General features: G+C 71.4%; 19 protein-coding genes and 1 tRNA gene. 14 read left to right on the plus strand and 6 right to left on the minus strand.

Annotated features, from left to right (window positions below):
- Nucleotides 1-272: 272 nt before the first annotated feature.
- Complete coding sequence (locus ACW69E_RS04400) at nucleotides 273-1370, minus strand: ABC transporter ATP-binding protein (RefSeq protein WP_457496840.1); 1098 nt, start codon at nucleotides 1368-1370, stop codon at nucleotides 273-275.
- A gap of 227 nt (nucleotides 1371-1597) precedes the next feature.
- On the opposite strand from ACW69E_RS04400, the gene ACW69E_RS04405 reads away from it, so the two are divergent.
- The 8 genes from ACW69E_RS04405 to ACW69E_RS04440 all read left to right on the plus strand — a co-directional run bounded on the left by ACW69E_RS04405 (nucleotide 1598) and on the right by ACW69E_RS04440 (nucleotide 10482).
- Nucleotides 1598-1673, plus strand: a tRNA-Thr gene (locus ACW69E_RS04405).
- A gap of 662 nt (nucleotides 1674-2335) precedes the next feature.
- On the plus strand, nucleotides 2336-3955 hold the full coding sequence (locus ACW69E_RS04410; RefSeq protein ID WP_457496841.1) for a TROVE domain-containing protein: 1620 nt from the start codon (nucleotides 2336-2338) through the stop codon (nucleotides 3953-3955).
- A 311-nt stretch (nucleotides 3956-4266) separates the two neighbouring features.
- Entirely contained in the window at nucleotides 4267-5832 is a 1566-nt protein-coding gene (locus tag ACW69E_RS04415) for an MFS transporter (RefSeq protein ID WP_457496842.1), read from the plus strand.
- A 92-nt stretch (nucleotides 5833-5924) separates the two neighbouring features.
- Nucleotides 5925-6209 (plus strand): DUF6332 family protein, encoded by a 285-nt coding sequence (locus tag ACW69E_RS04420; RefSeq protein ID WP_457496843.1) that lies wholly within the window; start codon nucleotides 5925-5927, stop codon nucleotides 6207-6209.
- Nucleotides 6210-6350: 141 nt separating this feature from the next.
- Nucleotides 6351-6557: a hypothetical protein gene (locus ACW69E_RS04425; protein ID WP_457496844.1), complete on the plus strand. Its 207-nt coding sequence runs from the start codon at nucleotides 6351-6353 to the stop codon at nucleotides 6555-6557.
- A 275-nt stretch (nucleotides 6558-6832) separates the two neighbouring features.
- Complete coding sequence (locus tag ACW69E_RS04430; protein WP_457496845.1) at nucleotides 6833-9151, plus strand: Tox-REase-5 domain-containing protein; 2319 nt, start codon at nucleotides 6833-6835, stop codon at nucleotides 9149-9151.
- Nucleotides 9152-9217: 66 nt separating this feature from the next.
- Nucleotides 9218-9952 carry a hypothetical protein gene (locus ACW69E_RS04435; RefSeq protein WP_457496846.1) on the plus strand — a complete coding sequence of 245 codons (735 nt, stop codon included), beginning with the start codon at nucleotides 9218-9220 and terminating at the stop codon, nucleotides 9950-9952.
- Entirely contained in the window at nucleotides 9949-10482 is a 534-nt protein-coding gene (locus tag ACW69E_RS04440; RefSeq protein WP_457496847.1) for a hypothetical protein, read from the plus strand. Before ACW69E_RS04435 ends, ACW69E_RS04440 begins: the two co-directional genes overlap by 4 nt.
- Nucleotides 10483-10600: 118 nt before the next feature.
- Here ACW69E_RS04440 and ACW69E_RS04445 read toward each other — a convergent pair whose 3' ends face one another.
- Entirely contained in the window at nucleotides 10601-11395 is a 795-nt protein-coding gene (locus ACW69E_RS04445; RefSeq protein WP_457496848.1) for an ANTAR domain-containing protein, read from the minus strand.
- Nucleotides 11396-11811: 416 nt separating this feature from the next.
- Here ACW69E_RS04445 and ACW69E_RS04450 point away from each other — a divergent pair, with 416 nt between their 5' ends.
- Nucleotides 11812-12390 carry an AMIN-like domain-containing (lipo)protein gene (locus ACW69E_RS04450; RefSeq protein ID WP_457496849.1) on the plus strand — a complete coding sequence of 193 codons (579 nt, stop codon included), beginning with the start codon at nucleotides 11812-11814 and terminating at the stop codon, nucleotides 12388-12390.
- 73 nt (nucleotides 12391-12463) lie between these two features.
- Here the strand turns inward: ACW69E_RS04450 and ACW69E_RS04455 are convergent, their stop codons facing one another.
- Complete coding sequence (locus ACW69E_RS04455; RefSeq protein ID WP_457496850.1) at nucleotides 12464-12982, minus strand: hypothetical protein; 519 nt, start codon at nucleotides 12980-12982, stop codon at nucleotides 12464-12466.
- A 132-nt stretch (nucleotides 12983-13114) separates the two neighbouring features.
- Here ACW69E_RS04455 and ACW69E_RS04460 point away from each other — a divergent pair, with 132 nt between their 5' ends.
- The 3 genes from ACW69E_RS04460 (at nucleotide 13115) to ACW69E_RS04470 (ending at nucleotide 18070) form a co-directional block, all read left to right on the plus strand.
- Nucleotides 13115-14431 carry a YncE family protein gene (locus ACW69E_RS04460; protein WP_457496851.1) on the plus strand — a complete coding sequence of 439 codons (1317 nt, stop codon included), beginning with the start codon at nucleotides 13115-13117 and terminating at the stop codon, nucleotides 14429-14431.
- 152 nt (nucleotides 14432-14583) lie between these two features.
- A complete protein-coding gene (locus tag ACW69E_RS04465; RefSeq protein WP_457496852.1) occupies nucleotides 14584-15477 on the plus strand; it encodes an AraC family transcriptional regulator in 894 nt (297 codons plus the stop codon).
- A gap of 265 nt (nucleotides 15478-15742) precedes the next feature.
- Nucleotides 15743-18070 (plus strand): rhamnogalacturonan lyase family protein, encoded by a 2328-nt coding sequence (locus tag ACW69E_RS04470; RefSeq protein ID WP_457496853.1) that lies wholly within the window; start codon nucleotides 15743-15745, stop codon nucleotides 18068-18070.
- On the opposite strand, the gene ACW69E_RS04475 is transcribed toward ACW69E_RS04470, so the two are convergent.
- The gene (locus tag ACW69E_RS04475; protein ID WP_457496854.1) at nucleotides 18058-18501 is read right to left on the minus strand and encodes a helix-turn-helix domain-containing protein; all 444 of its coding nucleotides are present in this window, start codon (nucleotides 18499-18501) and stop codon (nucleotides 18058-18060) included. The genes ACW69E_RS04470 and ACW69E_RS04475 overlap by 13 nt on opposite strands.
- 119 nt (nucleotides 18502-18620) lie before the next feature.
- Nucleotides 18621-18863: a zinc-binding dehydrogenase gene (locus tag ACW69E_RS04480; protein WP_457496855.1), complete on the minus strand. Its 243-nt coding sequence runs from the start codon at nucleotides 18861-18863 to the stop codon at nucleotides 18621-18623.
- Between the two features lie 242 nt (nucleotides 18864-19105).
- On the opposite strand from ACW69E_RS04480, the gene ACW69E_RS04485 reads away from it, so the two are divergent.
- Nucleotides 19106-19555: a hypothetical protein gene (locus ACW69E_RS04485; protein ID WP_457496856.1), complete on the plus strand. Its 450-nt coding sequence runs from the start codon at nucleotides 19106-19108 to the stop codon at nucleotides 19553-19555.
- Between the two features lie 10 nt (nucleotides 19556-19565).
- Nucleotides 19566-20579 carry a hypothetical protein gene (locus ACW69E_RS04490; protein WP_457496857.1) on the plus strand — a complete coding sequence of 338 codons (1014 nt, stop codon included), beginning with the start codon at nucleotides 19566-19568 and terminating at the stop codon, nucleotides 20577-20579.
- A gap of 557 nt (nucleotides 20580-21136) precedes the next feature.
- On the opposite strand, the gene ACW69E_RS04495 is transcribed toward ACW69E_RS04490, so the two are convergent.
- A complete protein-coding gene (locus ACW69E_RS04495; protein WP_457496858.1) occupies nucleotides 21137-22144 on the minus strand; it encodes a zinc-binding dehydrogenase in 1008 nt (335 codons plus the stop codon).
- Nucleotides 22145-22177: the final 33 nt, after the last annotated feature.

Here is a 22177-nt window from a genome sequence, read left to right on the forward strand (position 1 = left end):
GGGGCCCGTTGCGGGGCGTCTGCGATGGTAGCGAGGAGTGGTGATTTGGCGACATTCGGTCACTCTCACGGGTGACGGAGAAACCCGTAGTCCCAGGTGCGGGGACGTTCCCGTGTTGACGCGGGCCCCGGGCCGGGAGGCCCCGCGATTCCGCCGGAGACGGCCGGGAACGGCCGAGGGGCCCGTACGGTCCGCTGCGCGCGGACGTACGGGCCCCGTGTCGGCCGTGTGGAGGACGCGGCCGGCCGATGGCCGACCGGTCGCCCGGACGGTCAGTCGCTCAGGCGCTCACCGGTGGAGGTGGAGAACACGTGGGTCTCGCCGGCGCGCGGCACCACGTGGATGACCGCGCCCTTCTCCGGCACCTCGCGGCCGCCGACGCGGACCACCAGGTCCTTCGCCTCGCCGCCGACCTGGGCGGTGCCGTAGACGTATCCGTCGGCGCCCAGCTCCTCGACGACGTTGACGGTGACGGCCAGACCGGCGTCGCTGCCCTCGGCCGTGGTGTCCAGGTGCTCGGGGCGGATACCGACCGTGACGGTCTTGTCGCCCTTGCGGGCGGCCTCGTCGACGGCGTCGCGCTCGACCGGCACGACGCTGTTGCCGAACTTCACGCCGCCGTCGGTGATCGGCACCTCGACCAGGTTCATCGCCGGGGAGCCGATGAAGCCCGCGACGAAGAGGTTGGCCGGCCTGTCGTACATGTTGCGCGGCGAGTCGATCTGCTGGAGCAGGCCGTCCTTGAGCACGGCCACCCGGTCGCCCATGGTCAGGGCCTCGGTCTGGTCGTGGGTGACGTAGACGGTGGTGATGCCCAGGCGGCGCTGGAGGCTGGCGATCTGGGTGCGGGTCTGGACGCGGAGCTTGGCGTCGAGGTTCGACAGCGGCTCGTCCATGAGGAACACCTGCGGCTCGCGGACGATCGCGCGGCCCATCGCCACACGCTGCCGCTGACCACCCGAGAGCGCCTTGGGCTTGCGGTCCAGGTAGGGGGTCAGGTCCAGGATCTTCGCGGCGTCCTCGACCTTGGCGCGGATCTGGTCCTTCGGCACGCCCGCGATCTTCAGCGCGAAGCCCATGTTCTGGGCGACGGTCATGTGCGGGTAGAGCGCGTAGTTCTGGAACACCATGGCGATGTCCCGGTCCTTCGGCGGAAGGTGGGTGACGTCCCGGTCACCGATGCGGATGGCGCCGCCGTTGACGTCCTCCAGGCCCGCGAGCATGCGCAGGGAGGTGGACTTGCCGCAGCCGGAGGGGCCGACGAGGACGAGGAACTCGCCGTCCTCGATCTCGATGTTCAGCTTGTCGACGGCGGGCTTGTCGGTACCCGGGTAGATCCGGGTGGCGTTGTCGTACGTGACCGAGGCCATGGTCGGTTGTCTCCTCCACCGGCAGGAACGTGCCGGACGATCCGAGTAAAGGTCGCGTTCCACGTGTGTGAACCTGTGTGAACGTGGGCCGACGGTAACCCGTCGGGGGTTGTCTTGTCAGTACTTCCGCGGTCACGAAAGGGCTCCGGCCCGGCGCCGGGAAATGGGTACACTGCACACTGCGTACGTGCCGAGGCCCCCGCCGGGCCCGCGGCGCCACCGCACACGCCGCCTTAGCTCAGCTGGTAGAGCGCCGCTCTTGTAAAGCGAAGGTCGTCGGTTCGAACCCGACAGGCGGCTCCAGCCCCGAACGGGGACGAAGCCCCGGACCGATCATGGTCCGGGGCTTCTGACATCCACAGGTGACATCGGCGAGGCCGGTCACCCGCGATCGGGACGGCGCCGCAGCAGCCGGTCCGTGCCGTCGGCCGCGCCGGGGTCTCCGCCGCCGCGGCGAGGGGCGAAATCCCTTTGCACGGGCGCGAGTCGCCGGGCCACAGTGGTGCCCGTTCCTCCGGTGCGCCGGGGTCGGTTACTTCTCTCCACAGCGGAGGGAGAGGCGCCGCGGGTCCGAATCCCGCCGGCCCTCCGGGGCCGGTGCGGCCCGGCGGCCGCAGCGCCTGTGCCACCGACCCCGCCCCGACCTCGGGGGACACGCCAATTCCATACACACCTCCCGGTGCGCCGGGCAGCGGCTACTTCCCTCTCACGGAACCCCTCCGCGGCCCGACCCCGAACTCGGGAGGTACGGCAGTCGAGGGGCGCCCGGTGCGTCGTACGGCGGTTACTCCGGGTTCGATTCCTGCGGCCCCCCTCCCTCGGTCCATCCCGCGGGAGGAGGGCACAGCCCACGTCGGGTGGGTGCCCCGCCGTCTCCCGGGATCTCGGGCGCCCCCGGCTGCTGGAACCGGCCTCCCCCTCCGACCCGATCCGTACACCACATCTCAGCGAGAGAGGGCTTTCGCATGGCCCGCTTCAACATCCGCAGGGCCCGGCCGGCGGTGAAGTCACCCGTGACGACGACCGGGCGGACGGCCGCCACGTTCGAGGGCGGAACCGGTCACCTCCGCGACGCGCGGAGCGAGCTGTTCCTCCTCGCGGTCACGACGCTCGGCTCCGACACCTTCTACGAGACCGGCGGCGCGCGGGACGACCGGTACACCCGGCTCGTCCGCCGGCTAGCGGTCGAGGACCCGGCGTGGACGGCCGGGCTGCTGCGGTGGCTGCGCGGTGACGGGCAGATGCGTACCGCGGCGCTGGTGGGCGCGGCCGAGTTCGTCAGGGCCCGGCTGGAGGAGCGGCAGGCGGTGGCGCACGGCACCGGCCTCCCGGCCGACGGTCCCCGCGCGGACGGCGGCGGCCCGCACTCCAACCGCTCGGTGATCGCGAGCGTGCTGCTGCGGCCGGACGAGCCGGGCGAGCTGCTGGGCTACTGGATGTCCCGGTACGGGCGGGCGATCCCGAAGCCGGTCAAGCGGGGGACCGCCGACGCGGTCCGGCGTCTGTACGGCGAGCGGTCCCTGCTGAAGTACGACAGCCCGGCGCGGGAGTTCCGGTTCGGTGACGTGCTGGAGCTGGTGCACGCCGCCCCGTCGCCCGAGCTGCCGTGGCAGGGAGACCTGTTCAGGCACGCCATCGACCGGCGCCACGGCCGGGGCGACGACATCCCCGAGCGGCTGCCGATGCTGCGGGCACGGGTACGGCTCATGGCGGTGCCGGCCGGGGAGCGGCGCCGGATCCTCACCCGGGACCGCGACCTGCTGGAGCGGGCGGGTATGACCTGGGAGGCGCTCGCGGGCTGGCTGCAGGGGCCGATGGACGCGGAGGCGTGGGAGTCGATCGTGCCGTCCATGGGCTACATGGCGCTGCTGCGCAACCTCCGGAACTTCGACGAGGCGGGGGTCTCGGACGAGGTCGCCCGGCAGGTCGCGGCGCGGCTGTCGGACCCGGGCGAGGTCGCCCGGTCGCGGCAGTTCCCGTTCCGCTTCCTGGCCGCGTACCGGCACGCGCCGTCGCTGCGGTGGGCGTACGCGCTGGAACAGGCGCTGAACCACTCCCTGGGCAGTGTGCCGGAACTGCCGGGACGGACCCTGGTCCTGGTCGACCGGTCCGGCAGCATGTTCGGCGGGCTGTCGGAGCGGACCAGGCTGAACCGGGCCGACTCGGCCGCGGTGTTCGGCGCCGCGGTGGCGCTGCGCGCACAGGCCGCGGACCTGGTGGAGTTCGGCACGTCGAGCCGGGCGGTGCCGTTCCGGCGCGGCGAGTCGGTCCTCAGGGTGCTGGAGCGGTTCGGGAACCTGGGCGGGACGAACACCTCCGAGGCCGTCCGGCGGCACTACCGCGGGCACGACCGGGTGCTGATCGTCACGGACGAGCAGCACGCGTACAGCCCGCACGGATCCCCGGACCGGCAGGTCCCCGGCGAGGTGCCGATGTACACGTGGAACCTGGCGGGGTACCGGGCCGGGCACGGTCCCGCCGGCACGGGCACGCGGCACACCTTCGGCGGACTGACCGACCACGCCTTCCGGGCCGTGCCCCTGCTGGAGGCGGGGCGGGACGCGGCATGGCCGTGGGCCGGCTGACCGGGACCGCGGGGCCGCGCCCCGCCCGCTGACGCACGGGGCGGGTGAACCGCTGCCGGGAGCGGCCCCGGACCGTGACCGGCCCGGGGCCTCCGGTCTCCGGCTTCCGGCGTGCGCGGGCGCCGGGCGGTGCGTGCGGGTCCCGTCGCGGGTGGGCCCCGGCGCGGCGGCCGGGCGGCGGCCTCCGGCCGGACTACCCTCCGGGACCGGGCGGCGCGAAACGGGCGAAAGGGATGTTCGCGGTGAGCGGCCGGCCCGCCGGGGAGCGAGCACCCGGCTGTCCGCACACGGCCGGAGTCCGGAGCGCCACCATGACCGAACCACCCCCGGAGCTGACCTCGTCCCCGCCGCACAGGTGGCTCTCGCTGATCGGTATCTGCGGCACCGCGGGGATCGTCTGGCTCGCCTTCTCCGACCTGGGGGTGGCGATCCCGGAGATCGCCGACGAGTTCGACAGCAACTTCTCGATGCTCCAGTGGGCGAACAACGCCTTCAGCCTCGTCACCGGCGCGCTCGTGATCGCCGCCGGGAAGTTCGGCGACCTCTTCGGGCGCCGGGTGATGCTCCAGACCGGCACCGTGCTGCTGGCCGTGTTCTCCGTGGTCGCCGCGCTCTCACCGGACGTCGAATGGCTGATCCTCGGCCGCGGGCTCATGGGGATCGGCGCCGCGCTGATCCTCCCGGCCTCGCTCGCCCTCATCCCTCCCGAGTTCTCGGGGCGGGCGCGGACCGCGGCGTTCGGCATCTGGCAGGCGGTGGCCTGGGGCGGGCTGTCCGCCGGGCCCGCGATCAGCGGTCTCGTCACCGACGGGCTGGGCTGGCGGTGGCTGTTCTGGCTCAATCTGCCGCTGGCCGTCCTCACCCTCACCGTCGTACGGCTCACCACCCCGGAGTCGCGCGACCCCGACGCCTCGGGTCACATCGACTGGCCGGGCCTGGCCACCATCGGCCTGGCGGTCTTCTCGCTGCTGTACGCGCTCACCGAGGGGCCGAGCGTGGGCTGGGGGGATCCCCGTATCGTGGCGCTGCTCGCCGCGACCGTCGTGTTCGCGGTCGCGTGGTACCTGATCGAGCGCCGCGTACGTTTGCCGCTGGTGGACCTCCGGCTGTTCGGGATCCGCGCCTACAACGGGGCGCTGACGGCCAATCTGACGATGAACCTCGCCTACGCCGGCCTCAGCTTCCTGCTGGTGCTGTGGCTGCAGAACGTGCGCGGCTACAGCGCGGTGGAGGCCGGGTCGCTGATGATCCCGGCGACGGCCGGGGTCTTCCTGGGCATCCCGGCCGGGGGCGCCCTCGACACCAGGCGGGGCGGAAGGCCGCCGGCGACGGTCGGCCTGGCGGTGGCGAGCGCCGGTCTGACCACCCTCGCCTTCCTCGACACCGGCACCCCGATCACGGTGATCGCCGCCGGGCTCTTCGTCGTCGGGCTCGGTCTGGGCCTGGTGAGCACGCCCGTGGCCAACACCGCCGTCGGGGAGGTCCCGGCCGATCTGGCGGGGACGGCCGCCGGCGTGTTCAAGATGTCCAGCATGCTCGGCGGCTCGCTGGGAGTCGCCGTCCTCACCGCACTGGCCCGGGAGCTCACGGCGCGCGAGGCGTCCGGCGTGCTCGAGGACTCGGGGCTGACCGACGCGGAGATCACCCGGGTGCGGCAGACGCTGGTGAACTCCGACTCCTACCAGGGGGCGGTCGACACGCTGCCGCCCGATGTCCGGGGCGAGGTCGTCCGGGCGGCCGAGGAGTCGTTCTCGCTCGGTGTCGCGGACGCCATGGGTGTCACGGCGGTCCTCACCCTCCTGGCGGCGGTGGTCGTCTTCTTCGTGTGGCCCCGCCGCGCCCGCCGCGCCCCCGCCGGGAAGGCCCGGGGAAGGTGACGGCCGGGTGCCGTACCGCGGTTCGGGCCGGTAGGTTCGATGCTCCCGGGGACCGGGGGACCTCACGCCGACTACGGGGGAAGGGCGAGACGATGACACGGGACCAGGCGGAGCGGGACGCGGCCACGGTGGAGATCGGGTACGCCGTCGTCTCCGCGGCCCTCCTGGCGGGGGCGGTGTGGCTGGTCCTGATGAGCCCGGTCCTGCTGTTCGGTGTGGAGGGCCCCGCCGCGAAGGCCGTCGCGGGCACCGCCACCGTCCTGTCCGTGGCCGCTCTGCTGTGGCGGGCGGCCGTCGTTCTGTGGGGTTTCGACTCGCGGCGGCGTAGAGGGCGGACGGGCGGGGCCGGGCGGGGGGATCCGCGCGGTACCCGGTAGCCGGGGGCGCCCGGCGCGGGGTGTGACCGCCAGTCATGACTTCCCGCACGCCGAGGGGGCAGACGGACACGGGGAGGTGATGCCGTGTCGTCGAGTCCGTCAAGGCCCTCGAATCCGTCGAAGCCGTCGGAGAAGGGCTGGATGTTCCAGGCCCTCGGCTCCCTGTGCTGGGTCGTGGTGGGCGCGATCAACGTCGCCCTGGCCCTCCGCCCGGGCGGAGGTACGGGCCACTGGGCCATGGCGGCCATCGCCGGCGTCGGGGCGCTGAGCCTGGGAGGCGCGGCCTGGTCGGGGCGGCGGAGGGCCCGCGATCCGGAAGCGGGGGAACGGGAGCGGGAGTTCTGCTGAGGCGGCTGCCCGCCACCGGCCCGCGGAGCGCCGGGAGGTGGAGGGGAGGGCGCGAAGGCCGGTGGTGCCGTGTGCGTGTGCGGCCCCGCCCGCGAGGGGAGTCGACGGGCGGACACGGCCCGGGTCCGCAACCCCGTACCGCCGTGCGGCGTCCGGACTTAAAGTGAGTGCCGGTCACATAGGTCACCGGTGAGTCCGGTCGGGGGGCGAGCGTGTCTGCGTTCGGTGGTGTGTCCGCGTACGGGGGCGGCTGTCCGGTTCCGGGACGGCAGGCGATGCCGCGTGCGCTCGGTGCGGCGCGCGTACTGGTCCAGGTCCTGTTCGCGGCGACCGTGCTGGGTGGAATCGGCCTGATCGGTTCCGGGCTGGCCGTGGACGCCATGGGCGGCCGGCTGCTCGGCACCGTGCTCTACGGTGCCGCGCCCGGGGTCGCGGGCTGGCTGCTCGTACGGCGTGCCTGGAGCGGCGGCACCCGGGTGTGGGCCGGGCTGGTGGCCGTACAGGTGTGGCTGGTGCTCGGGGCCCTGGCCAACATCGGCGACTCGTCGTGGCACGGCTTCACCGAGCTGATCCTGCCGACGCTGATCCTGTGGCTCCTCTTCCGGGCGGAGAGCCGCGACTGGTTCCGGCTGCCGGCGTGGGAACGGGAGGAGAAGCCGGACTTCTCGCTTCCGCACATGATCACCTGGCGGCGCGACCGGGGGCAGACGACCGTCGAGTACGTCGGCCTGCTGACGCTCGTCGTGGCGATCATCGTGGCGCTGTCGGTGGGCGGCGTCGGCGGCCGGATCGCGGACGGCTTCCAGGCCGCGGTCTGCTCGGTCACGGGTGCGGCCTGTCCGGCGCCGGGCGGAGAGACGGTCCAGGCGGGCGAGGACGGCGGTCCGGGCGGTCAGGGTGGGCAGGGTGACTCGGGCGGCGGCTCGGGTGGGCAGGGCGGTTCGGGCGACCCGGGTGGCGAGGACGGCGGCTCGGGTGGTCCGGGCGGCCCAGGTGGCGAGGACGGCGGCTCGGGCGGCCCGGGTGGTGGCTCGGACGGTGGCCCGGACAGCCCGGACGGTCAGGGGAACGGAGGGGACACCGGCGGTCCGGGCGGCGACACCCACCCCGAGGACAACCCCGAACCCGAGGCCGCGTACGACATCCCCGCCTCCTTCACGGACGACCCCGGGGAGTCCGGTGACGGCGACGGCGGTGACGGCGGCGGAGAGGGGTGCAGCGGTTTCTGGGGCTGCACGCTGGACCACGGCGGGCAGGTTCTCGAGGGCCTCTTCGTCGACGGGGTCTGGGGTGATGTCACCGGCATCGTCGATGTCTTCAAACCCGACACCTGGTCCGGTCTCGCCGACTACGGCGGCCAACTCGGCGACCAGTGGAAGCGTGACTCCGCGGACGCCGGCGACAAGTGGCGCAACGGCGACTACCTCGACGCCCTCACGGACTGGGGCGGGGCCTCGTTCAACACGGTCGTGACGGTCGGCGACGACATATTCGTCGGTGACGAGGTCCGCGAGCGCTGGAACAACGGCGAGAAGACCCGGGCCGTCACCGATGTCGTGTGGAACGTCGGCTCGCTCTTCATCCCCGGCTACAACGTCGCGAAGGTCGTCGGCAAGGGCGGCAAACTCGGCAGGCTCGGCAGGGTCGCCGACGATGTGGCCGATGCCGCCTCGGACGCGGGCGAGGCGGCGGACCGGGCCCGCAGGGCTGCCGACGCCGGAGACGTCGAGGGCGCCCGCAAGGCGGCCAGGGAGGCCGACGAGGCGGCGGACGAGGCCGAGGAGCAGGCACGCAGGACCGGCTGCGCCATCGCTTTCGGTCCCGGCCCCGGCCCTCGCTTCCGGCACGGCGGTGTGCCGGGGGCGGGCACGGGTGTGCTCGCCGCGGGCCCTCCGGGCCGTGCGGTCCTGGCCGAGGGCGGCTGCGACGAGGAGGCCAGGGCCAAGGCGGAGGAGGCCCGCGCCAAGGAGCGGCAGGCGTACCTGGACCGGAAGCGGGCCGAGGAACCCGAACGCGCGCGCAAGGCCGAGGCGGACAGGAAGCAGTGGCCGGAGCCCGAGCGCAACGACACCTCCGATCCGCGCAACTACAACCCCCCGGAGTGGGCCGAGGACCTGAGGAGCCCGGACCTCGGGGACGTCGACGGGGGCGACGGCTACTGGGCCAGTCGCGACCGCAACCCTCCGCCGAACTGGAAGAACGAGTCCTGGCTCCGCTACCAGGAGCAGATCACCGGCACCGTGCGCGGCCGGGAGTACGTCGTCCCGCACCCCAGGGAGGGCAAGCCGGACGTGGAGTACGACGGCTGGGACTCCGGCCGGCAGACGTTCCTGGAGGCCAAGAACGGCTACCGCAGCTATCTGTCCAAGACGGACAGGGGCACGCTCACCGAGTCCGGCAAGCAGAAGTTCCTCACCGAGGCGCGGGGGCAGGTCGACGCGTCCGGCGGCCGTGCCATCGAGTGGCACTTCTCCGACCCCGAGGTGGCCAGGGCCGCCCGCAGGGCGTTCCGGGAGGAGGGTCTGCCGATCAGGGTCGTACACACCGGGCAGAAACCGATCGACAGCACAAGGAAACCCGAGGCGTTCGACTGAGCCCCGGTTAGGGTGACGGCGGCGGCCGGGCCGCGGGACGTGCAAGAGGCTTAGGGAAGGCGGGACATGCGACGCGTGGTGCGGGGCTTCTGGGGACCCCGGGAGGAGCCGGTGGAGGTGCTGGCCGGACGCTGGAGGGCGACCCTGGAGCGGTTCGCCGGGCTTCTTCCGGCGGCCGGCTCCGGGTCCGACGGCCTGTGGGCGTGGCAGCAGGTCCACGCCTCCGGGCCCGCCACCGGGCTGCGGACGGACGAGCGGGCCCTCACCGCGGCCCTGCGCGCGGCGGGGGAGGCCGAGGGCCGGCCGGACCGCACGGGGTATGCGCTGCGGCTCGTCGTCAGGGGCGGTCCGGGCTGGAAGATCGAGGTCAGCGGCCGTGCGGGCGGCACTTCGGACTTCCTGCTCCAGTCGATGGTGATCGGTGTCGGCTCGCCGGACGGCGCCGAGGTCCCGGACACCGAACTCCTCACCGCCCTGGCGGAGTCGTGGGAGCCCGACTTCGGCGGGGTGACCGACGACGACGTGCTCGACGCGCTGGAGGACGAGGCGGAGTTCGGCCCCGACGAGCCCGCCGTCGGCTGGGTCGGCTACCTCTCGCCGGGACGTGCGGCCCTGCTGCCCGACGGCGTGGACGGTCCGGACGGTCCGGTGGCCGCGCGTGGGGAGGTCCGCGGCGGGGGCGTGATCCTGGAGGTCGCGGCACCCGGCGCGGTCGGGGACGTCGTCCGCGCCAACGTACGGCTGCGGGAGGCCGGAGTGCTCCGGCCGCTGCCCCGCCCGATGGACCGGGCCGTTCTGTGACCGTCCGGGCCGGGGAGCCGTTCGACACCGGACGGGCGGTGTCCGACGTGGAGGAGATGCTCGGCGCGCCGCTGCCGGAGCACGGCCCGACGGTCGCCGAGGGCGACCCGGACACGGGGGAGTGGAGCCGGACCCGGGGCGGGGGGTTCCTGATCGCCCCGATCTGGGAGAGCGAGGACCTCACGGGTGTGCACGGGTCCGAGTGGGAAGCGGCGGCGGAGACCGCGGAGAGCCATCTGGGTTCCCTGACAAGGGAGTTGGAAAGGCGCTGGGGCGGCCACCGGAAGGTGTCCATGCGGATCCCGCTCTTCCGCCGCCGGTCGGGCGAGCCCGTGCCGCCGCTGTTCGGAGCGCTGTGCGACGAGGACTGCTACGGCGACCTCGCGGTGTGGGGGCCGGTACGCGCGGCCGGGTCGGTGTCCGGCGCCCGGCGGTGGGTCGGGGTCTCACTCAACCAGAGCGACGGCGACGCGCCGATGATCATGGTGGCGGTCGTCAGCGACAGCCCGGTCACCGAGCCGGAGGAGTGAACACGGGGCGCGTGGCGGGAGTCTCGCGCCCCCGGACGCACCCCACGCCACCCCGGCGGCACCGGCCCGGGGCCCGTGACGGGCTCCCCGTGGCGGCTCCTCGTGACGGTCAAGGCCGTCACGAGGCGCCGTCACGGGTGCCGGTGTCCGGCAGGAGGGGCCCCGGCGGGTCGGTCTCGGCCAGGCTCACCAGGCCGGCGGCGATGTCGCGGAGTTTGGTGTTGGTGCGCTGGGAGATGCTCACCAGGACCTGGAAGGCGTCCTCGGGGCCGCAGCGCCGCTCGGCCTGAACGATGCCGATGGCCTGGTCGATCGTCGCGCGGCTGCGCATGGCCCGCCGCAGATGGGACGCCTCCTCCTCCAGTTCGCGGTAGCGCCTGAGGTCGTGCGTGGCCTGCGCCAGATGGCGCTCGTAACCGCGCTGGGCGACGGCCGTGTGGTCGCGGGCCGTGGGGGTGTCGGTCTGCCGGTAGGCGCGTTCGATACGGGCCAGCTCCTCGTGGAAGCCGGTGACGTCCTCGACGTGGTGCAGAAGCGCCGTCACCTCCCCGCCGGGTCCGAGGACGGGGCTGCTGACCGGGCTCCAGTACTTCTCCCGGAAGCCGGTGGGGCTGCCGTCGAAGGGGACGTCGTACTTCAGGACGGGCAGGGACTGGGCCGTTCCGGTCGTCAGGACGCGCCGGAACAGGGCGCCCAGGTCGCGCGCGCCGCCCGCGTCCGGGTCGTCGGGGTTGGCGGGGTAGGCGTCGAAGACATGCCGTCCGACCACCTCGTTCCGCTCGCGGAACGTCGCCTCCTCGCAGGCGCGGTTGACCTCCAGGATCACCAGATCGGTGCCGAGCACCAGCAGGGGCGAGGTCGTGGCGCGGAATATGGCCTCGAAGTCGGCGGGGGAGGGGGTAGACGGAGCCATATCTCCACTCATGCTCCAAGTCCGGCGTTCAATGCGTACCGGCCCCGCGTGAAGTGCTGTCCGCCGCTGCCCCGCCACCCTCCGCCACCCTCCGCCGCCCTCCGCCGGTCCCGGCGGCTTCACGGCCGGCGGTCGGCTCGTCCATGGTGCCGGTGCGGAAGGCCCGAACGGTACGGGCCGGAGGGGAATACGGGGGAAAGACACCTTTGGCTGGATCGTGGGGGTCGGGTGGTTGGCATCCGGCCCACTCGGCAACAGAGCAGTATCGAGCGGGCTCCCGGAGCCCGGCAGACTACGTTCAGGAGCGCGCAGTGACACCTCGTACGACCATGACCGCGATCGCTCTCGTGTCGGCCCTCCTCGTGACGGCCTGCGGCGGGGCGGAAGGGGAGACGGGAGGGGAAGCGGGAGGCGGCGTGAGCACGGCCCCGACGGCCGACCGGTCCGGACAGTCCGAGGACCCCGGGGGGAGCGCCTCGCCCTCGGCGCCCACCGGCGCGCCCTCGTCCGCCTCCCCGTCGCCGTCCCGGCCAGGGGGCGGGGGCGGGGAGGAGAGCGTGGTGCTGCGCGACACCTCCCGCAGGACGGGGGCCGCCCGGGACGCGGGTGTGAACGACTTCCCGGAGCTGCGCGGGGTGCGGGTGGGCATCCACGACACCTACGACCGGGTCGTCTTCGACTTCGACAAGGGAACCCCGCGCTTCGTGGCCGAGTACGTCGACACCCTGCACCAGGACGGATCCGGCGACGTCATCCCCCTCGAGGGCGACCAGGACCTGAAGATCTCCTTCCTCCGCTCCGTGCCCGACCCCGACTTCGACGACGGTGGCAAGAGCACCCCCGTCATCCGCGAGCTGCGGCTGGTGAGCTACTTCGAGGGCGAGACGCTCTTCGGCGTCGGCACCGATCCTCAGGGCGACGGCCCGGCGGGCTTCCGGGTGACCACGGGCAAGAACAAGATCATCCTTGACGTGGCGCACAGGGCTGCGGGCTGAGGCGGACTGAGGCGGGCTGAGGCGGCCTCGGCCGGGCGGACGGCGAACCGCCCTCCCGCCGCGACGCGGTACGTCAGGACTCCGGCGGCATGGTGCGGGCGCGGGCACGGCGGACGGCCCTCAGGACCTCGTCGCGGTTCCTCCCGCGCTTGATCCACGCGGGCAGGGAGGCCACCAGCGTCTTGTGCGTGCCGATGTCGTACCAGTGGGCCCTCTCGCGCAGCGACGCCCGCACATAACGCTCGATCAGATCGAGGTGCCGGAGGTTGTAGGCCCACAGCAGGCCGTGACGGGTCCGGGCCTGCAGCAGCAGCGGCGCGCCGAAGTACGGGTCCCGGGCGGTTCCGGCCGGGCCTCGGCGGAAGACCGGAGCGCCGCCGCCCCGTGTCCGGGACAGGGCGCAGGCGCGGCAGACCAGGCGCCGGGGCGCGAGGGCCGGGTAGAGGGGATGTCCCGGCTCGTGCGGGATCCCGGCGACGCGTGCTTCCGCGCCGCAGCCCGGGCAGGCGACGAGGACCGGGTCGAGGAATTCGTATCTGGTGTGGCGCCGGTCCCGGAACCGGCGGGCGCGCGGCGGGGGCGGCGGTTTCACGCGGACGAGTATGGGGCGCGCGGCCCGGAGGCGCGACCGGTTTCCGGCTTGCCGCACCTCTGGCCAGCCGTTCGCCGGGCCGCTACGTTACCTCCGGTAACCAGCCCCGTCCGTCCGAACCGGGAGCGCGCCATGACGCCCACACCGTCACCCCACAGCCCCTCCCCGCGACACCGCCCCTCCCGCCGAGCCCGCGGGATCGGCGGATGCGCCGCGGCCCTCGTCCTGGCCGCCACGGCCGCCGTACCCGCATCCGCCGCGCCCGCATCCGCCGACGCGGGCGGCGGCCCGGCGGGCGGTGGCCTGAACGAGGTCCTGTTCGTCGGCAACAACTGGGACGGGACGGCCGACGTCATCGAGTCCACCGGCGACTACGCGAAGGTCGGCCGGATCGACGTCATCCCCGACAGGAAGGAGCGGATGCGGGAGATCCACCTCAACCCGGTCAGGCTCGCCTTCTTCCTCGGTATCCGCCACACCGTCGGCGAGGGCCACGACCAGTACGTCGACGACATGTACTCCACCCCGGACGGCTCGGCCGTCGTCGTCTCCCGTCCCAGCTTCGCCGACGTGGTGTCGATCGACGTGGCCACGGGGAAGGTGAACTGGCGCTTCCCCGTGTCGGGTTTCCGCTCCGACCACATGGCCGTCTCGCCCGACGGCCGCCGTGTGGCGGTGTCGGCCTCCACCTCCAACACCGTCCACGTCCTCGACATCGTCACGGGGAAGGAGGTGGGCTCGTTCAGGACCGGAGACAAGCCGCACGAGAACGTCTTCACCGACGGCGGCCGGCACATCTGGAACATGTCCATCGGAGAGGTCAACAACGACCTCGACGCCCCCTGGCTGGACTGGACGAAGGGCGACCGGCGCATCACGGTCGTCGACGCGGACACCTTCGAGCGGGTGAGGGTGATCGACATGCGCGAGCGGCTGGACGCCTTCGGCCGCGCGGACCTCTCCGACTCGGTGCGGCCCGTGGCCTTCACACCCGACGAGTCCAGGCTCTACTTCCAGGTGTCGTTCTTCAACGGCTTCCTGGAGTACGACGTGGCCGCCGACGAGATCACCCGGATCAAGGAGCTGCCGAAGAACCCGGACACCGACGAGGACCGCACCACCTGGGTCAACGACTCACGCCACCACGGCATCTCGATGAACCCCCGGGGCACGAAGCTGTGCGTCGCCGGGACGATGGACGACTACGCCACCGTCGTGGACCGCGGGACGCTGGAGGAGGGGCCGCTGGTGGAGGTCTCCAAGCCCTACTGGGCGACGGTGAGCGGCGACGGCAGGCACTGCGTGGTCTCCGAGAGCGGATCCGACCAGATCACCGCGATCGACTTCGCGACCGGCCGGAAGGTGGTCTCCGTGCCCGTCGGCGACCACCCGCAGCGGGTGCGCGTGGGGCACGTCCCGGCCGGGTGGGCCGGTCCCTCCGCCGGCTGACCCGCGCCCGTCTCCCCGCCCCGGGGGCCGGGGCGGGGAGACGGTGTCGGCGTGGAAGCCCCGGCCCGCCCGGGCGCATGATCGGAGCGGACCGCGGCGGTCGGGTCGGGCCGGGGTCCCGCCGGGCAGGGTGGACGTCGAAGGGAGGCCCTGTGATCTCGGCCCTCAACCGGCTCGTCGACCTCGTCGAGGAGCACATCGCAGCACGGACCGCGGAGCACCTCGCCGAGGACCTCGATGTCCGGGGACTGGCCGGGGAACTCGGTACGACCGAGTACCACCTGCGCCGCATGTTCTCGTCGCTGGCCGGCATGCCGCTGTCGGAGTACGCGCGCCGGCGCCGCATGACCGTCGCCGCCGCCGACGTGGTCCGCGGCGAGGACGGCCTGCTGGGCATCGCGGTCCGGTACGGATACGGCTCGGCCGAGGCGTTCGGCCGAGCGTTCCGCGCTGTCCACGGCGCGGGCCCCGGTGAGGTGCGCCGCGACGGGGGCCCCCTTCGCGCACAACCGCAGCTCAGGTTCCACCTGACCGTCGAAGGGAGCACCCCCATGGACACCCGCATCGCCGACCGCCCCGCGTTCCGCCTGATCGGACACGCGACTCGGGTCCCGCTCATCCACCAGGGCGTCAACCCGCACATCCAGCGGCACATCGCCGCACTCCCGCAGGAGGAGCACCTCCGGCTGAAGGACCTCGGCGACACCGAGCCGGGAGGACTGCTGCAGGTCTTCGACGACCTCGACCCCGACGCCACGGAGGGGAGCGAACTGACCTATCTGCACGGGGTCGCCGTCTCCCGGGACACGCCGGTCCCCGGCGACCTCGACGCCGTCGAGGTACCGGCCGGCAAGTGGGCGGTCTTCCGCACCGCCGGACCGTACCCGCAGGCTTTGCAGGCGACCTGGGCCGCGACCGCGACCGAGTGGTTCCCCTCCAACCCGTGGCGCCTCCGGCCGGGGCCCTCGTTCGTCGCGGTCCTGGAGCGCGCCGACGACTTCGCCACCGCGACCTGCGAGCTGTGGCTGCCCGTCGAACCGGCTTGACCGACCGCGCCACGGGAGCGGCCCGGGGGCCGGAACGCGGATGCGCGTTCCGGCCCCCGGGCCGGTCCCACCACTTCGTCAGTGCACGGCCCTTGCCGCCCCGCGACGGCCGCCCCTATCGTCGCGGGAGCGCTCCCACGCTTTGTTTCACACCACGTTCCGTCGGCGTCCTTGGCGTTCACCTCTCCGTCCGGCGCGTCGATGAATCGATTCACCAAGGCTCTTCCCCCACCCGTGGGTGCGTCACCCCAGACAAGGAGCCGCCATGCCTGCCCACAGCACATCCGCAAGACCCCGCTCCCGCCCGAGAGGGCTGTACGCCGCCGTGTGCGCCGCGCTGCTGGCCGCCGTCTCGCTCGTCGCCCTGCCCGCGCAGGAGGCCGGCGCCGCGGAGATCGACACCTCCGCCTACTACCGGCTCGTCTCCCGCCACAGCGGCAAGGCGATCGACGTCTTCGAGCGCTCCACCGACAACGGCGCCTCCGTGGTGCAGTGGACGCCGGGTACGGGCTACAACCAGCAGTTCCGCTTCGTCCCCTCCGGCGACGGCTGGTACCGGATCGCCGCCCGCCACAGCGGCAAGGTGCTGGACGTGGAGGCACGTTCCACCGCCGACGGTGCGAACGTCGTCCAGTGGACCGACAACAACTCCGCCAACCAGCAGTTCCGCGTCGCCGACTCCGACGGCGGCCACGTCCGGCTGATCAACCGCCACAGCGGCAAGGCCCTGGACGTGTGGGAGTGGTCCACCGCCGACGGCGCGCGGATCTCCCAGTACACCGACACCGGCGGACACAACCAGCAGTGGCGTCTGGTGGAGGTGGACGGCGGAGGCGGAAGCGAACCCCCGCCCGGGAACGCCAAGCAGATGGAGAACCTGAACCGGGGTCTGGTCTCGGTCCGTTCGGGATCGGGCAACCTCGTCTCGTGGCGGCTGCTGGGCACCGAGAGCCGCGACACGGCCTTCAATCTCTACCGGGGCGGGACGAGGGTGAACTCCTCGCCCATCACCGGCTCCACCAACCACCTGGACGCCGGCGCCCCCGCCGACGCCTCCTACACCGTGCGCGCGGTGGTGAACGGCGCCGAACAGCCCGCCTCCGCCCCCTCGCTGCGCTTCACCGGCGGCGACCACCTCGACGTACCGCTCTCCCGCCCCGGCTCCACCTACACCCCTGTCGAGGCGTCCCCCGGCGACCTGGACGGTGACGGGCAGTACGAACTGGTCGTCAAGTGGGACCCGGACAACGCCAAGGACAACTCCCAGTCCGGCACCACCGGCAACGTCTACATCGACGCCTACCGCCTCAGCGGCCAGCGCCTGTGGCGCATCGACCTGGGCCGCAACATCCGTGCCGGAGCGCACTACACCCAGTTCCAGGTCTACGACTACGACGGCGACGGCCGCGCCGAGGTCGCCATGAAGACCGCCGACGCCACCCGCGACGGCCGCGGCACCGTCATCGGGAACGCGGGCGCCGACCACCGCAACTTCAGCGGCTACATCCTGTCCGGCCCCGAGTACCTGACGATGTTCGACGGCCTGACCGGCGCCGCGCTGGACACCGTGGACTACGAGCCCGGCCGCGGCAACGTCTCCTCCTGGGGCGACTCCTACGGCAACCGCGTCGACCGCTTCCTGGCCGGTACCGCCTACCTCGACGGCACCCGGCCCTCCCTGATCATGGCCCGCGGCTACTACACCCGCGCCACCATCGCCGCCTGGGACTTCCGCGACGGGCGGCTCGCCCGGCGCTGGCTGTTCGACTCGAACAACTCCGGCAACGGCGCGGCCTACGGACAGGGCAACCACCAGCTCTCCGTCGCCGACGTGGACGCCGACGGCCGACAGGAGATCGTCTACGGCTCGGCCACCGTCGACGACAACGGCACCCTGATGTACGCCACCGGCTTCGGCCACGGCGACGCCCTGCACGTGGGCGACTTCGTGCCCTCCCGGCCCGGTCTGGAGGTCTTCACCATCCACGAGCCCGGCAACCAGCCCGGCTCCGACCTGCACGACGCCCGCACCGGCCAGGTCATCCACCGCACGCCCACCAGCGGCGGCGAGGGCCCGGGGCGCGGCGTGGCCGGCGACATATACGCGGGCAACGCCGGAGCCGAGTTCTGGGGCTCGGGCCCGAACATGGACCGGCTGCGCAACGCCTCCGGCGGCGAGGTGGGCCGCAACCCGTCCTCGGCCAACTTCCTCGCCTGGTGGGACGGCGACCCGGTCCGCGAACTCCTCGACGGCACCCGGATCGACAAGTACGGCACCGGCGGCGACACCCGCCTGCTGACCGGCAGCGGGGTGGCCTCCAGCAACGGCACGAAGTCCACGCCGGTCCTCTCCGGCGACCTGTTCGGCGACTGGCGCGAGGAGGTGATCTGGCGGCACAGCGACAACTCCGCGCTGCGCATCCACGCCACCACCGTCCCGACCGACCTGAAGCTGCACACCCTCGTCCACGACGCGCAGTACCGGGTGGCGCTGGCCTGGCAGAACACCGCCTACAACCAGCCGCCGCACCCGGGCTTCTTCCTCGGTCAGGGCATGAGCACCCCGCCCCAGCCCAACGTCTACCTGCGCTGACGAACCCGACAACCCCCCACGGGAGCCTCCCCACGGCCCCGGGGTCCGCCCGCGCCGCACCGAGCGGCCCGGGCGGGCCCCGGGGCCTTCCACGATCTCCTGCGGCCGGGCGGTGCCGCCGCCTGCGCGCTCTCGGCGTGCGGGGTGAGGTCCACGCGCAGGTCCAGATCCAGCGCCTCGGCGAGCCGGGCCGGCACGGGCAGCGTGGGAACCGTGCCCCCCGCCTCGAACCGGGCGACCGCCGACTGCGTCATCCGGGCCCTGCGCCCCGCCTCGCCCTGCGACAGCCCGAGCTCCAGACGGCGGCCGCGCACCGTCTCGCCCAGTTCGAACCTCAGCCGCGCCGCCGCGTGCTCCTGCTCGATCTCGGCGCTGACCGGACGTGCTCCGCGAGCCTGGGCAAGGCCGGTACGTCCGCTTGTGTCGGTCACAGCTCCTCCGCCGCGGTGTGTCCCTCGTCCCGGCACTTCTCGAGGGCTCGCCCTGCGCGTTCTCTGCCAAGAGATATCAGCCGACAGCGGCCTGTCGGCCACTTTGGCGGACACCGGGGTCAGGGGACGAGGACGACCTTGCCCAGGGTGGCGCGGGTCTCCAGGGCGCGGTGGGCGCGGGCGGCGTGGGCCAGCGGGAAGTGGTGGACGGGCGGGACGAGGACGCCCTTGGCGGCCAGCGCCATGGCCTCCTCCTCCAGCACCCGGATGTTCTCCATGCCGCCGATGCGGTCGAACATCGGCCCGCCCAGCACCGAGCGCGAGGTGACCCCCAGCTCCCGCTGCTCCTCCTCGCTCAGCACGGCCTGCCCCTCGGGCGAAAAGCCGGCCGAGGCGTAACCGTAGGAGAGATGTGAGCCACCGGGAAGGAGACCTCAACGTGAGGTGATTCAGGTAGATTTCGGGCCATGCCGTGAAGGCTGTGTACGGGCTCTAACGGTGCCGAAATCGGAAAAAATTGCCAGTTCCGCACATCCTGTCCTGGCGCTGCTAGTACGGCGTAGAGGACGTGTAGTGAGCGGACGGATCAGTGAGGGAAGGGGGGTTGAAGACCATCTCCTTCGACGATGAGTGGGCCCAGCTGGTGTCAGCTGCTAAAGAAAAGCAAGCGGCTCGTATGAGGATTAATCGGGCAGGGGAAGAGAATCAGAGCTCACAGGGTTCTGAACTGGACGTCACGCCATCTGTTCTGCGGTCGCGGGCGGGAAAGCTGGAGAGTGGTGTTATACCGGATTTAAAGGAGGCTCAGAGGAAAGCGAGAGAGAGAGTGGCTGATGTTCCGGGGAGCATGGCAGGGTTCTCCTGCGACGAAGCAGTGAGCAAATTCATTGAACGCTGGGACGACCAGATTAAGCATCTTGAGGGCATGCTCGGAAGTAAAGGGATCGCAGGGGCGCTTCGGGCGGCAGCCGACGACTTCGAAATGGAAGACAATTCTCGCAGAGGAGAGTTCGAGGGAATGAGGCGTGAATACCGAGAAGGCGATATAATCTGAGGTTTTTCCTGTGAATCCGAACTACTTCGAAGTAAAGAACGTAGAACTCGAGAAGCTCTCTGATGCGGTCGATGAATGGCGTACTCTGTCAGGGAAAATCAAGCAGGTGAGAACTACTTTTCACACCGAGGTGGTAAAAGGGCTGAGGAATTCAAACTGGCGCGGCAAGGCTGCGGAATCCGCATTCAGCAAGTTTGACGATATCGAGAAGCAGATCTCCGATGCGGCCAGGGAAGCTTCTGCCGTCCATGGCCTTCTCTCCAGTGCTTTGACATGCTTCCGAAACGCCAAGCGAGATTTGGATGATATCGAAAAAGAAGTGGAAGGGCATGAGCATCTTTCACTGGACAGGAGCGACGGTTCCGTATATGTTGACGAGAGAAAAGTTGATGCTGAAATCCGCAGCAGGGTGCAAAAATCGTATCTTGGCACCATAGCGGATTATCGGAATAGGACACAGAAGGCGGTTGAGGCCGCGCGCGCCGGTGATAGGGCACTTAAGTGGGCGCTCTCCAAGGATGAGAGCATCGGTCGAGGGTTCAATGCGGATGCTTATGGCAGCCTTAAAGAAGCGCAGGCGGGATGGGAAAGAAAGGAGAGAGCGAGGAAGGGGGAAGATGGTGGTGAATCAGTTGGCGTGAGTCCGTCGTCTGCCCCCTTCGGGAGCGGGTCGATTAAACCAGCGGCAGAATTCTTGAGCTATCGGCCGTGGATAAATGCGGGGTCATCCGCGTTGCGCGGAGAATTCGGGGACGCGTGGAATTATTTTCTAGGCGGCACGCCCGCGTACGCTCTGGGGAAAATGAGCGAAGGCGCCAAGGAGTACCCTGGAGGAGGGGGGCGTCACCGCAAACCCTCTCTGATAAACAGGGTAGGTTGGCTGGGCACGAAAGTATTTGGAGCCCCTGTTGCCATTGGTTCCACTTTGGTCGACTATGTGTACACTCCCGAGAGTGACCCGGCAGTCAAGGAGAAGAACAGTCACACTCTTGCGCCAGGCCCTCTGAATCGAAAGGTTCGTTAAAGGTGGCACATGCTGGAAGCAGTCCTCCTTCGAAATGCAAAGGGAAGGGAGACCCCACGTACAGGAAGAGGGCTTTGGCTTCCTTCCTGAAGCCCAGTGGATTGCGCGCTTTCATTCTTGGTGTATCTCTTGCGGTGGGCGGATTTGCGGGAGGGGTCAGGATGCTTATGGAAGGTGTTGAGGTCATCAGAGGAGTGACCGCTCTAGGGATCGGGATTATGGGCTCCCTGATAGCTCTTTCCTGTGTTCTGGAAAATTCCAAGCGATAACCTTTGTTGAGTCCTTGATCTTTTCGGAGATGTGGCTTGGCGTGAGTTTTTATGGCCGGATAGTGGCGTAAATTTGAATAACGTTAGCCACTGGAGAATCCCTCGAAAATTTATGGAGGGTAGGAGGTTCCCAGATTCTCTGAGGATTCTCTGGGTATCCGTTTTGTCGTCGATCGCGAACGTTCATTTCGGTGTTCTTATCCGCCTTGCTTGGTCGAAGACCTGACCCTGGTGGGAAACGGCCCCGTTCCTGGCGAGAGCCAGGAACGGGGCCGTTTCCCACCAGGGTCAGGGGACGAGGACGACCTTGCCCAGGGTGGCGCGGGTCTCCAGGGCGCGGTGGGCGCGGGCGGCGTGGGCCAGCGGGAAGTGGTGGACGGGCGGGACGAGGACGCCCTTGGCGGCCAGCGCCATGGCCTCCTCCTCCAGCACCCGGATGTTCTCCATGCCGCCGATGCGGTCGAACATCGGCCCGCCCAGCACCGAGCGCGAGGTGACCCCCAGCTCCCGCTGCTCCTCCTCGCTCAGCACGGCCTGCCCCTCGGGCGAAAAGCCGGCCGAGGCGTAACCGTAGGAGAGATGTGAGCCACCGGGGGCGAGGAGAGCGGTTGCCCCGCGGCCGAGACCGCCGCCGACGCCCTCGAAGAGGTACGTGACGGGACGGTCCCCGAACTTCTCCCGGATCCGGTCGGCCCAGTCGCTCCGGGTGTAGTCCACCGCCAGGTCCGCGCCCATGTCCTCCACCGCACGCACCTTCTCCGGTCCGCCCGCCGCGCCGACGACGGTGGCGCCCCTGTGCCGGGCGTACTGCACCAGGAGCGAGCCGATGCCCCCGGCCGCGGCCAGTACCAGCACCGTGTCGGCGGGGGAGAGGTCGGCGAAGCGGAGGACGCCCATGGCGGTGCGGCCGGTGCCGACCAGGGCGACGGCGTGGTCCTCGCTCAGGCTGCCGGGCAGCGGATGCAGCCGCTCGGTGCCGGTGACGGCCAGCTCGGCGTACCCGCCGGGCACCATGCCCAGATGGGCGGCGACGCGGCGGCCCAGCCACGCCGGATCGACGCCCTCGCCCAGCGCGTCCACGGTGCCGGCGACCTCCCGCCCGGGGACGGTCGGCAGCTCGGCGGGCGTGGGGGTCGGGCCGAGCCGCAGCCCCTCGCGCAGGGCGGTGTCCACCAGATGTACCCCGGCCGCCGCGACGGCGATCCGCACCTGGCCGGGGCCGGGCTCGGGGTCCGGGACCCGCTCGTAACGGAGGTTCTCGGCGGGGCCGAAGGCGTGCAGACGTACGGCGTGCATGGGCTCTCCCCGTGGCTGGTGGGTGGTCATCGC

The sequence above is a fragment of the Streptomyces sp. SS8 genome (assembly GCF_054072955.1).

What these genes read in the sequence shown, in the direction of transcription:
- ACW69E_RS04400 (WP_457496840.1), bottom strand. Translation starts at nt 1,370, where the DNA reads ATGGCCTCGGTCACGTACGACAACGCCACCCGGATCTACCCGGGTACC.
- ACW69E_RS04410 (WP_457496841.1), top strand. Translation starts at nt 2,336, where the DNA reads ATGGCCCGCTTCAACATCCGCAGGGCCCGGCCGGCGGTGAAGTCACCC.
- ACW69E_RS04415 (WP_457496842.1), top strand. Translation starts at nt 4,267, where the DNA reads ATGACCGAACCACCCCCGGAGCTGACCTCGTCCCCGCCGCACAGGTGG.
- ACW69E_RS04420 (WP_457496843.1), top strand. Translation starts at nt 5,925, where the DNA reads ATGACACGGGACCAGGCGGAGCGGGACGCGGCCACGGTGGAGATCGGG.
- ACW69E_RS04425 (WP_457496844.1), top strand. Translation starts at nt 6,351, where the DNA reads ATGTTCCAGGCCCTCGGCTCCCTGTGCTGGGTCGTGGTGGGCGCGATC.
- ACW69E_RS04430 (WP_457496845.1), top strand. Translation starts at nt 6,833, where the DNA reads ATGCCGCGTGCGCTCGGTGCGGCGCGCGTACTGGTCCAGGTCCTGTTC.
- ACW69E_RS04435 (WP_457496846.1), top strand. Translation starts at nt 9,218, where the DNA reads ATGCGACGCGTGGTGCGGGGCTTCTGGGGACCCCGGGAGGAGCCGGTG.
- ACW69E_RS04445 (WP_457496848.1), bottom strand. Translation starts at nt 11,395, where the DNA reads ATGGCTCCGTCTACCCCCTCCCCCGCCGACTTCGAGGCCATATTCCGC.
- ACW69E_RS04460 (WP_457496851.1), top strand. Translation starts at nt 13,115, where the DNA reads ATGACGCCCACACCGTCACCCCACAGCCCCTCCCCGCGACACCGCCCC.
- ACW69E_RS04470 (WP_457496853.1), top strand. Translation starts at nt 15,743, where the DNA reads ATGCCTGCCCACAGCACATCCGCAAGACCCCGCTCCCGCCCGAGAGGG.
- ACW69E_RS04495 (WP_457496858.1), bottom strand. Translation starts at nt 22,144, where the DNA reads ATGCACGCCGTACGTCTGCACGCCTTCGGCCCCGCCGAGAACCTCCGT.